The sequence below is a fragment of the Streptomyces sp. ID05-39B genome (genome assembly GCF_033794725.1).
In the GTDB taxonomy this organism is placed as follows: domain Bacteria; phylum Actinomycetota; class Actinomycetes; order Streptomycetales; family Streptomycetaceae; genus Streptomyces; species Streptomyces bobili.
This window is the reverse complement of sequence record NZ_JARGEF010000265.1, coordinates 1-10,456: the sequence shown is the minus strand read 5'-3', so window position 1 is coordinate 10,456 and position 10,456 is coordinate 1. Positions and strand designations below refer to the sequence as shown.

The 10,456-nt window shown below is 70.9% G+C and carries 13 protein-coding genes; 7 read left to right on the top strand and 6 right to left on the bottom strand.

What is annotated here, in order from left to right:
• Nucleotides 1-36 precede the first annotated feature (36 nt).
• Both P1P75_RS35150 and P1P75_RS35145 read right to left on the bottom strand, forming a co-directional pair.
• Complete coding sequence (locus P1P75_RS35150) at nt 37-267, bottom strand: DUF397 domain-containing protein (RefSeq protein WP_319263163.1); 231 nt, start codon at nt 265-267, stop codon at nt 37-39.
• An 8-nt stretch (nt 268-275) separates the two neighbouring features.
• The gene (locus tag P1P75_RS35145) at nt 276-1,127 is read right to left on the bottom strand and encodes a helix-turn-helix transcriptional regulator (RefSeq protein WP_319263161.1); all 852 of its coding nucleotides are present in this window, start codon (nt 1,125-1,127) and stop codon (nt 276-278) included.
• Between the two features lie 205 nt (nt 1,128-1,332).
• Between P1P75_RS35145 and P1P75_RS35140 the strand changes: the two genes are divergently transcribed.
• The 3 genes from P1P75_RS35140 (at nt 1,333) to P1P75_RS35130 (ending at nt 3,112) form a co-directional block, all read left to right on the top strand.
• A complete protein-coding gene (locus P1P75_RS35140) occupies nt 1,333-1,749 on the top strand; it encodes an ATP-binding protein (RefSeq protein WP_319263159.1) in 417 nt (138 codons plus the stop codon).
• Nucleotides 1,750-1,782: 33 nt separating this feature from the next.
• On the top strand, nt 1,783-2,691 hold the full coding sequence (locus tag P1P75_RS35135) for a hypothetical protein (protein ID WP_319263157.1): 909 nt from the start codon (nt 1,783-1,785) through the stop codon (nt 2,689-2,691).
• A 184-nt stretch (nt 2,692-2,875) separates the two neighbouring features.
• Nucleotides 2,876-3,112, top strand: a complete 237-nt coding sequence (locus tag P1P75_RS35130) for a hypothetical protein (protein WP_319263155.1) — start codon at nt 2,876-2,878, stop codon at nt 3,110-3,112.
• Between the two features lie 14 nt (nt 3,113-3,126).
• Here P1P75_RS35130 and P1P75_RS35125 read toward each other — a convergent pair whose 3' ends face one another.
• Nucleotides 3,127-3,984 (bottom strand): oxidoreductase, encoded by an 858-nt coding sequence (locus tag P1P75_RS35125; RefSeq protein WP_319263153.1) that lies wholly within the window; start codon nt 3,982-3,984, stop codon nt 3,127-3,129.
• Nucleotides 3,985-4,058: 74 nt separating this feature from the next.
• On the opposite strand from P1P75_RS35125, the gene P1P75_RS35120 reads away from it, so the two are divergent.
• Nucleotides 4,059-4,736, top strand: a complete 678-nt coding sequence (locus P1P75_RS35120; RefSeq protein ID WP_319263151.1) for a DNA-binding response regulator — start codon at nt 4,059-4,061, stop codon at nt 4,734-4,736.
• A 154-nt stretch (nt 4,737-4,890) separates the two neighbouring features.
• Here P1P75_RS35120 and P1P75_RS35115 read toward each other — a convergent pair whose 3' ends face one another.
• Entirely contained in the window at nt 4,891-6,156 is a 1,266-nt protein-coding gene (locus P1P75_RS35115) for a lipase (RefSeq protein WP_319263149.1), read from the bottom strand.
• A gap of 123 nt (nt 6,157-6,279) precedes the next feature.
• Entirely contained in the window at nt 6,280-6,882 is a 603-nt protein-coding gene (locus tag P1P75_RS35110) for a TetR/AcrR family transcriptional regulator (RefSeq protein ID WP_319263147.1), read from the bottom strand.
• Nucleotides 6,883-6,990: 108 nt separating this feature from the next.
• On the opposite strand from P1P75_RS35110, the gene P1P75_RS35105 reads away from it, so the two are divergent.
• Nucleotides 6,991-7,905, top strand: a complete 915-nt coding sequence (locus P1P75_RS35105; protein ID WP_319263145.1) for an oxidoreductase — start codon at nt 6,991-6,993, stop codon at nt 7,903-7,905.
• Here the strand turns inward: P1P75_RS35105 and P1P75_RS35100 are convergent.
• Nucleotides 7,874-8,878 (bottom strand): helix-turn-helix domain-containing protein, encoded by a 1,005-nt coding sequence (locus tag P1P75_RS35100; protein ID WP_319263143.1) that lies wholly within the window; start codon nt 8,876-8,878, stop codon nt 7,874-7,876. The two genes, P1P75_RS35105 and P1P75_RS35100, sit on opposite strands and share 32 nt — an antisense overlap.
• Nucleotides 8,879-8,994: 116 nt before the next feature.
• Between P1P75_RS35100 and P1P75_RS35095 the strand changes: the two genes are divergently transcribed.
• Complete coding sequence (locus tag P1P75_RS35095; RefSeq protein WP_319263141.1) at nt 8,995-10,050, top strand: saccharopine dehydrogenase NADP-binding domain-containing protein; 1,056 nt, start codon at nt 8,995-8,997, stop codon at nt 10,048-10,050.
• Between the two features lie 183 nt (nt 10,051-10,233).
• Nucleotides 10,234-10,456 (top strand): aminopeptidase P family N-terminal domain-containing protein (locus P1P75_RS35090; RefSeq protein ID WP_319263139.1); only part of this gene is annotated, 223 nt, incomplete at its 3' end.

Sequence of the window (10,456 nt, the reverse complement as noted above, 5' to 3'; positions counted from 1 at the left end):
GTTTTCTATTTTTACCTCGTTGGCAACGTTAAATTGTTATAAAAGACAACTATGGGAACCTGCCCTGTTTGGCTTCCAAATTCGGCTTTTCCTGGGCAGGCTCCGGGACAAGGCCTTCCAGCCTGGGTGCGGTGGTGGTGAGAATGACCTCCGGGTGTCGCTCTCGCGGAGGTGGAGGGTGGTGGGGGTGGAGGCTAGTTCGAGGCAGTTATTGCCGTCCCCGCCGCCGGAGAAGGACGACTTCTGCCAGTTCTCGGGTGCGGTCATGGTGCCTCTCACAGTTCCTTCGCGAGTCGGTGGATGAAGTCACGCGAGCGTTCCGGCTCAAGTGATGCCTCCTCCACTTTACGGAAGAGCATTCGAAATGAACCGAGTTGGGCCTCTGAGTCGACGAGCGCGGCACCATGGGGAGCGTCGCGCACCACGGTGTCCAGCTTCGGCACGATGCCGCCCACATACATCATCGTGCTCCATGCCCCCGCGAAGCCGTCGAGATCGAAGGGAATGACGCGCACGGTGACATGCTCCGCTTCGGAGAGTTCCAGGACACGCATGAGCTGGGCGCGGGCGGAGTCACGGGTGCCTACCCGGATGCGTAGTGCTGCCTCGTGGATCACCGCTTCGTAGGGGATCGGGGCAGGGCCTTCGATGATGACCTTGCGTCGCATTCGGTGCTCCACACGCATCTCTGTGTCGGCAGTGGGGAGTTCCGGGACCCGATACGCGAAGACGGCGTGGGCGTAGTCCTCTGTTTGCAGAAGGCCGGGGATGTTCAGGGACTCGACGTCCCGCCGATGAGTCGCGTGATGCTCCAACTCGGCGATGTCGAGGAACGACGCGGGTAGCCCACCGCGGTAGTCCTCCCACCATCCGCGTGTCCGGTCCGTGGCCATCGCCACCAGCGCGTCGATGAACGTCTCGTCCATGCACGCGTAGTGCGCGGCCAGACTGCGTAGGCGCTTCTCGCTCACGCCTGAGACGCCGGACTCGATCTGGCTGATCTGAACGGAGTTCACACCGAGAAGTGCCGCAGCCTGCCGGGCGGTGAGGCCTGCTGCCTCGCGAAGTCTGCGCAGCTCCACAGCCAGACGCATCTGCCGTGCAGAGGGCTCGCGTTTCGTCACCATCGGCCACTCCCAGGTTCAACGCACCGGTAGGCGCTACTCGTTCGGGCGTCAGATTACGCGATCGGCTTGCCGTTTCTTAAATCTAAGGTCTACCGTCAGTGATGCGTTGAACACCCTGCGGAAGCGCACCGCACCGTCCTGCCATGGCGGTCGCGGCAATGCCACCGCGCGCTCACTCAACCTCCCCGCCACCCGGAGCTGACGCATGCCTGAAACCACCCCCACCCCTTCCTGGGAGTACTCCCTCTCCCTCCCCAACGACCTCAGAGCCGTCCCCATCTCCCGCCGCACCCTGCGCCTGATCCTGACCATGTACGGCCTGATCCACCTCGTGGACACCGCAGAGCTGATCGCCTCGGAGCTGGTCTCCAACGCCGTACTGCACACCAAGGGCCCCGCCGCCCTCCGCGTCAGCTGGTCGGACGGCATCCTGCGCATCGGCGCCTGGGACGCGAACCCGGAACCCCCCGACCCGCCCCGCGACGTGGCGGAGCTGACCGGCGCCGAGAACGGACGCGGCACCGCCCTGGTCCGCGCCTGCGCCGACGTATGGGGCTGGCACCCCCTGTCCAGGTCCGGACACCGCGGCAAATACGTGTGGTGTGACTTGCCGGCGGCATAACTCGTTGATCACATCGCACAGAAAGGAGAGCCGATGGTCGGCTCGTCACACGAGGCCATGCACCGGATCTTCCAGAAGGATCCCGCGCTGCTGACCCGTGCCCTGCAACAGGTCTTACAGATCCCCTTCCCCGAGCCGCACGACTTCGCCGGCATGAACGTCGACCTCACCGAGATCGAGCCCATCGAGCGGCGCGTGGACACGCTGCTGCGGGCGGAGACCGACGAGGGGGCGTACCTGCTGGTGGTGGAGTCGCAGGGGAAGCCGGACGAGAGGAAGCGCGGAAGCTGGCCGTACTACCTCAGCTATCTGTACGAGAAGTACCGCTGCGAGCCGGTCCTCATCGTGGTCACGCAGAACAGTGCCACGGCCCGTTGGGCGGCCGAACCGATCCACCTCGGGGTGCGAGGGTGCCCCTCGCTGACGGTGCGTCCGTTCGTCCTTGGACCGGACAACGTGCCCGTCATCGCGAAGGCTTCTGAGGCCGAGCGAGACGTACCCCTTGCGGTGCTGTCGGCCATGACTCATGGCCGGGGGCGGCAAGCTCCCGCCATACTGGAATCGCTGGCAGCCGCCCTGCGGACCATCGACCGTGACAGCGCCGCGGTCTTCGTTCAGTTCGTCGACTCGTGCCTGGCGGACACCCAGGCTCGCAAGATGTGGAGGGACATGATGACAGCGATCCAGTACTTCTGGCGGCACCCGCTGGCCGAGGAAGTTCGCGAAGAGGGACGCGAGGAAGGCCGCGAAGAGGGCCGCGAGGAAGGCCGCGCTGAGGCGCTCGCCGAGACAATCCTCCGCATCCTCCGCGTGCGAGACATCGATGTCCCAGATGACGTCCGTGCCCGCGTCGAGGCCTGCCGCGATCTTGACCAGCTCATCCGATGGTCGGAGCGGGCGGTTCACGCGGCCCGCGCCGCCGACCTGTTCGCCCTCGACTGAGCCGGTCCGCCGGAGAGCCGGGTCTGTCTCCAGGGTGACGATTGGCAGATCGGGGCCAGGCCCGACGGTTGTCACCAGGCTTAATGGAGGTGGTAGGTGGCCCCAATCTGCCGATTCCGCGACCGCCGACGCAGTGTCGACTCCGTTCCGGGCGGAGACCCCGGCTCGGCAGACCTGAAAGGACATGATGATGCCGATCCAGTACTTCTGGCGGCACCCGCTGGCCGAGGAAGTTCGCGAGGCGGGACGTGTCGAGGTTTTTGCCGAGACAATCCTCCGCATCCTCCGCGTGCGAGACATCGATGTCCCAGATGACGTCCGTGCCCGCGTCGAGGCCTGCCGCGATCTTGACCAGCTCATCCGATGGTCGGAGCGGGCGGTTCACGCGGCCCGCGCCGCCGACCTGTTCGCCCTCGACTGAGCTGCCCACCGAGGTCAGCCGAGGTCGGCCAGGTCCTCCTCGGTGAGGGTGATCGAACCCGCCGCGATGTTCTCCTCCAGGTGGGTCAGGGAGCCCGTGCCGGGGATGGCCAGGGTGGTGGGGGACGCCGCGAGCAGCCAGGCGAGGGCGATCTGGGGGACCGTCGCCCCGTGCCGGGCCGCGACCTTGGCGATGCGGTCGCCGCTGAGGTCGGTGATCCCGCCGCCGAGGGGGAAGTACGGCACGTAGGCGATGCCGGCCTTCTCGCAGGCGGACAGGAGGTTCGTGTCGTCGCGGTGGGCCGCGTGGAAGTGGTTCTGGACGGTCGCGACGGGCGCGATCGCACGGGCCTCCGCGAGGTGACCGGCGTCGACGTTGCTGAGGCCGAGGTGGCGGATCAGTCCTTCCTCCCGTAGCGCGGCCAGCGCTTCGAAGCGGGCGGCGACGGATTCGCCGTGCGGGGGCGGCGCGAGGCCTCCGATACGGAGGTGGACGAGGTCGAGGCGGTCCACGCCGAGCGTTTCGAGGTTCTCCTCGACCAGTCGCCGTAGGCCCGCGGGGTCGGTCGTCTCGGTCAGGGCGCCGTCGGGGGTGCGGGTCGGGCCGACCTTCGTGGCGATGACCAGGCCGGCCGGGTAGGGGTGGAGGGCCTCGCGGATCAGGGCGTTGGCCCGTACGGTGCCGTCGCCGCTGGTGTAGAAGGCGGCGGTGTCGATGTGGTCGACGCCCAGTTCGACGGCCCGGCGCAGGACGGCGCGGCCCGTTTCGGGGTCGCGGGCCGGGCCGTGGAAGGTGTTCGTGGGCAGGCGCATGGCGCCGAAGCCGAGGCGGCTGACCGGGAGGTCGTCACCGAGGAGGAAGTCGTTGCTCATGAACTCAGCGTGGACCGGGGGGTGTTGGCGGCGCGAACCGGTGGCAGCTTGCTGCCGTCGGGCACAATGGCGGAGTGAGGGATGCCGTGACGGAGGTCGTGACCATCCGCGGTGACCTGGAACTGCTCACGCGCACAGCGCATCTGCTCTCCTCGGTCCGCGAGGAGTTCGTCTGCGCGGCACGGGATCTCGACACCTGGTCCCGCCCCGGCGCCCGTCAGGCCATGGCCGCCCGCGCCGGTCACACCCAGCAGGGCCAGCAGGTCCATCAGGTCCGCAAGCTGCTCAGCCCCGCCGCGCTCGCCGACGAGCACAGCCGCGCGCACCTGCGCGAACTCGTCGACCAGGGCGCCCTGGTGCGGATCGCCTCCGCCCCGCTTCCGCACGAGACGATCGTCATCGACCGCCGGTTGGCGATCCTCGCCGGCCTGGACGGCCCCGGCGGCCGTGAGTACACCCTCACCACCGCACCCACCCTCGTCGGCGGGGTGTACGCCCTCTTCGACGCCGCCTGGGAGACGGCCACCGACCTCAATGCCTTCCTGCGCGGCGAGCAGCCCCGACTCGACGCCGCCGGCCGGACGGTACTGCGCGCGCTGGGCTCGGGCGCCACCGACGAGAAGGCCGCGCGCGAACTCGGCATGTCCCTACGGACGTACCGCCGCCGCGTCGCCGAACTCCTCACCACCCTCGACGCCGACTCCCGCTTCCAGGCCGGGATCCGCGCGGGCGAACTGGGCCTGAACGGCTGAGACGTGGTGCTGCCTGGTGCGCCGGGGTGCGGGCCGGCATTCAGGGTGACGATTGGCAGATCGGGGCCAAGGCCGACGGATCTCATCAGGCGTTTCGGATGCACCGGGTGGCCCGGATCTGCCAACTCTCCCCCTACGAGCCCACCCTCTCGCCCTACGAGCCCACCGCCCGCCGGAAGACCAGTTCCGGGTACTGGGCTGTGGGGCCGGACAGGAGGGGGGCGGGACGGCCGAGGAGGTGGAGGCCGAAGAAGGCCAGCAGGGCTTCGCGTTGCACGGCGAGGGCGCGTTGCCATTCCAGCGGGCCGAGGAACGCGGCGATCTGCTCGGGAGTCGCACCGAGCCGGGCCGCGGCCTGGGGGAGGAGCGTCTCGTAGTCGGTGAAGGAGAAGTGCTCGGAGCCGGTCAGCCGCAGGAAGCGGCGCCATCCGCGCAGGTGGGGCCAGGTGTCCTGCCAGGTGGCGTCGTCGGTGCGGTCGGCTCCGAGGAGCAGGAGCGGCTTGTCCAGGCCGCGTGTGACGACCTCGCCGAAGAGGCTGCCGTCGAGGTTGGCCCCGGCGGCGATCGGCAGCCCCGTACACATGGCCTCCGCCGCGGTGGCGCCGCCGAGCGAGTGGCCGAACATGGCGGTGCGCGTCAGGTCCATGAGGTCCCGCAGGCCTACGGGGAGGCCCGGTGAGCCGTACCGGACCAGTCGTTCCAGCTCCGCGAGGGTGTGGCGGACGTCGGCGACCCGCACCTGGACGGCCTTGGTGACGATGCGCAGCTCCTCGGCGGGCGGCAGGGACGGGGTCAGTTCCGGCATGCCGTACGTCTCGACCCGGCCGCCGGGAAACTCCACCTGACCGGCGTCGTAGGTGTGGTCGATGGTGACCACCACATAGCCGTGGGCGGCCAGATCCTCGACGAGGGACAGGCTGGAGCTGCGGTGTTGGCCGTGGCCGTGCGAGTAGAGGATCACGGGGCTGCGGCCGGCGACCGGCCGGGCGGGCGCGCCCTGCGCGGCGTGGGTGGCGGGGAGGACCACGTAGCCGGTGGGCAGCAGGCCGGAGCTCTGGAAGTGGCGGGCCGCGGCAGGGGTCATCCAGGGCGCACGACGCCGGCCGCCCGTCGCCCGCCGGGCCGGGTACCAGAGCTGGATCACGAACTCCCGGTACGGCCGCGACGGCACCCACGGGTCTCGCCGGGAACGGTCCACGAGCCGCAGCGTGTGGGTGCCTATGGGGTACCGCCCGGTCGGCCGCGGCAGCACGAGCCGTTGAGGCGGCTCCGTCCTCGCCGCGTCGGATGTCGGCGCGCGCCCCGCGGTCGCCGGCGCGCCGGACGCGGCGGCCGGGTGCGGGCGCGGGACGGTGAGCGCTGCCGCCAGGGTGCCCGCGGTGGTCATCAGCTTCCGCCGGGTGCTGCCGTGTGTGGTCATGGTGTGAGTCTTGGGGCCGGGAGGGCCCGTCACCCGTGTGGTCCGTCATCAGTGTGGATGACAAGTGTCATGCGTTGTCGGGGAGTTACGGCAGCCACGGCGGTTACGGCCGGGTGCTTGGCGTCAGCGCGGCCTGAGTCCGTGGAGCAGGACGCGGACCAGGTCGTCGGTCATGGCGAGGACCGCCGTCTCGTCGAGCATGCCGCCCACCGTCAGGGCGGCCAGGCCGTGGAGGGCGGCGCCGGTGAAGAGCGTGAGCTGTTCCGGGTCGCCCTCGATGATCTCGCCGTGGCGCTGTGCGTCCGCGATGACCCGTTCGAAGGCGCCCACCGTACGGTCCACCGCGGCGGCCATCTGCTCGGCGGCCTCGGGTTCGTGCTTGCGGGCGTACATCAGCGCCAGGAGTTCCGCGTTCTCGGTGGCGAAGGTGAGGTAGGCGCGGGCGAGGGCGGTGAGGCGGGGCTGGAGCGGGAGCGCCGGGTCGTGGGCGGCGTCCATGGCCTTGGCCATCCGGTCGTACCCGGCCAGGGCCAGCGCGTCGAGCAGGGCCTGCTTGTCCTTGAAGTGGCGGCCGGGGGCGGCATGGCTGACGCCGGTCTCACGGGCCAGTTCGCGCAGGGACAGGGAGCCGACGCCCTTCTCCCGCAGGGTGCGCTCGGCGCTCTCCAGGAGGGCGGCGCGCAGGTCGCCGTGGTGGTAGGGGCGGCTTTCGGGCATGGGGGTCATCGTATCCCGATGTTGACGCTGCCACTTTTGTTGGCGGTGACAGCATTGTGGTCAGTGACATCATTGTAGGCATTGCCATCATTGTTGGCGACGTCTACATTGGGGGGCATGGCAACTGACCAGAGCAAGCGATGGAACGCGACCCGCCTCCCCGACCTCACCGGCCGCACGGCCGTGGTCACCGGCGCCAACAGCGGCATCGGCCTCACCACGGCGGACGCCCTGACCCGAGCCGGCGCACACGTCGTGTTCGCCGTACGGGACCTGGACCGAGGGCGTACGGCGGCGGCGACCCTCACCGGCAGCACGGAGGTCCGCCGCCTCGACCTGGCCGACCTGTCCTCCGTGCGTGAATTCGCGGACGCCTGGCAGGGCCGCCCGCTGGATCTGCTGATCAACAACGCCGGCGTGATGATGCTCCCGCAGCGACGCACGCGGGACGGCTTCGAGATGCAGTTCGGCACCAACCACCTCGGTCACTTCGCGCTGACGAACCTGCTCCTGCCGTACGTCACCGACCGCGTCGTCACCGTCGCCTCCGGTGCGCATCGCTGGGGCGGCGCCACGATCCGCTTCGACGACCTGAACCTGGACACGGACTACACCCCGCGCGGCGCCTACGCCCAGTCCAAGCTGGCCAACCTGCTCTTCACCCTCGAACTCCAGCGCCGCCTCACGCAGGCCGGCTCCCGCGTCCGCGCCCTGGCCGCCCACCCCGGATACGCGGCCACCAACCTCCAGAGCCACGCGGGGAGCCGGGCCGCCCGCGCCGCCATGCGCGTCTCCAACCGGTTCTTCGCCCAGGACGACCGGGCGGGCGCCCTCCCCACCCTGTACGCGGCGACGGTGGACCTCCCCGGCGCGAGCTACGTCGGCCCCGACGGCATCGCGGAGATGAGGGGCGGCCCGACACTGGTGGGACGTACGGCGGCGGCGAGCGACCCGGAGGTGGCGCGCCGCCTGTGGACGGTGTCGCAGGAGCTGACGAAGGTCACCTTCCCGGCGGTACCGGCGGCTCTCTGACCTCGGCCGTGCGCCGGAACGTCCGCCGGTACGCGTCCGGCGGGACGCCGATCGTGCGGTTGAAGTGGCGGCGCAGGGTCGCCGCCGTGCCCATGCCGGTGGCCTCCGCGATGGCGTCGACGCTGCGGTCCGTGGTTTCGAGCAACTCCTGGGCGCGGCGGATGCGTTGGGTCAGGAGCCACTGGAGGGGGCTGGTCCCGGTCGCCGTGCGGAAGTGGCGGCCGAGGTGGCGGGAACTCATCCGCGCCTGGCGGGCCAGGTCCTCCACGGTGAGCGGCCGGTCGAGCCGGTCGGCGATCCAGGGGAGCAGGGCGGACAGCGGGTGGTCGTCCCGGTCGGGGACCGGCGCGGCGACGAACTGGGCCTGGCCGCCCGCCCGGTGGGGCGGCACGACGAGCCTGCGGGCCACCGAGTTGGCGACCGAGGAGCCGTGGTCGAGGCGGACCAGGTGCAGGCACAGGTCGAGCGCGGCGGCCTTGCCGGCGGAGGTGAGGACGGTCCCGTTGTCCACGTAGAGGACGTCCGGGTCCACCTCGACCGCCGGATGGCGGGCGGCGAGGACGTCGGTGTGGGCCCAGTGGGTCGTGGCCCGCCTGCCGTCCAGGAGACCGGCCGCGGCCAGCACGAACGCGCCCGTGCACAGGGACGCCACCCGGGCACCGGCCTCGTGGGCGGCCCGTACCGCGTCGATCAGGGCGGCGGGCGGGGTCACGTCGACGTCCGCCCAGCCGGGGACGATCACGAGATCGGCGTACGGCAGCCGGTCGAGGCCCTCGTCGGGGTCGAGCCGGAACCGGCCGAACCGCACGGCGTCCGTCCCGCACACCGAGACGTCGTACCAGGGGACGGTCACGTCGACGGGTGCGAAGCCGAACACCTCGTAGGCGATGGACACTTCGAAGTGCAGCATCCCCTCGGTCACGGCCAGCGCGACGGTGCCGCCGCCGGTCCGTGAGGCTCCCCCGATGTCCATGTCCGGAAGTGTACGGGGCATGTCGTTCCGGACACTCGTGCGCCGGCCACCCCGCGGGCGACGATGTGGACACGGAGCGCGGCGCGGGCCGATGCGAGGAAGGAACGGGGAGAGTCATGGGATCGGATCAGACGGTGACGGTGTTCGGGGCGTACGGGCACACCGGACGGTTCGTGGTGGCGGAGCTGCTGGACCGCGGGTTCGTCCCCGTGCTCTCCGGACGGGACGCCGCCAAGCTGCGGGAACTGGCGGCCTCGGTGCCAGCCGGACTCGACGTCCGCCCGGCCTCCGCCGAGGACCCGGCCTCCCTGGACCGCGCGCTGGCCGGTGCGGCGGCGGTCGTCAACACCGCCGGACCGTTCGCCACCACCGCCGGGCCCGTCATCGAGGCGGCCCTGCGCGCCGGCATCCCCTACGTCGACGTGGCTGCGGAGATCGAGGCCAACGCCGACACGTTCGAACGGTACGGTGACCGCGCCCGCGCCCGGGGAGCGGTGATCCTCCCCGCGATGGCGTTCTTCGGCGGCCTCGGCGACCTGCTCGCCACCACGGCCATGGGCGACTGGACGCGGGCCGACGAGGCACGCGTCGTCTACGGCCTCAGCGGCTGGCACCCCACCCCCGGCACACGCGTCGCGGGCAAGGTCTCCAGCGAACGCCGCGAAGGCCGCCGGGTCCGCCGCACGGGCGGCAGACTGGAGTACCACAGCGACGAACTGACCCTGCTGGAATGGGAGTTCCCCGCCCCGCTGGGCCGGCGGACCGTGATCGACGAGTTCACCATGGCCGACGTCGTCACCCTCCCCAGCCACCTGGACATCCCCGAGGTGCGCACCGCGATGGCCCTGGAGGCGGCCAGGGACCTGGCGTCCCCTGACACCCCGGCGCCGACCGCCGTCGACGAGCGCGGCCGGTCCGCGCAGACCTTCGTCGTCGACGTCGTCGTCCGCTCCGGCACCGACGAGCGGCGGGCCGTGGCGCACGGCCGGGACATCTACGCCGTCACCGCCCCGCTCGTCGTCGAGGCGGTCGAGCGCATCCTCACCGGCCGCACCACCGCCACCGGCGTCGTCTCCGCCGGCGCCCTCTTCGACGCCCCCGACCTCCTGCGCGCCCTCTCGGCCCACCTGACGGTCGAGGTGAGCGAGCGGGCCGTCTCCACCGCGAGGTAGGCCGCCGGGGGGCGGCAGGGAGGAGGCGGCAGGCAGAGGCGGCAGGCGGTCCGCCGGGGGGAGGCCGGGAGGATGCCCGGGGCTGCCCCGGGCATCCTCCACCCGTACGGCGGTACACCGTCCCGCACCCGCCACCCCCACCCGCTCCAATGGACGGGACCGACGTGGACGAGGTGGAGCGAGATGAGCGACGAGGCAGCCGAAGCGGCCGTGTGGGCCGCCACGCCCGACGACTACGCCGAGCGCATGGCCCGCGCCGCCCGCGAGGCGGTCGCGGCCGGGCTCTCCGGAGTGCTCGTCACTCCCGGCCCCGACCTGTTCTGGCTGTGCGGCTACCGCCCCACCGCGATCACCGAACGCCTCACCCTCCTCGTCCTCACCCCCGAGACTGTCCCTTATACACATT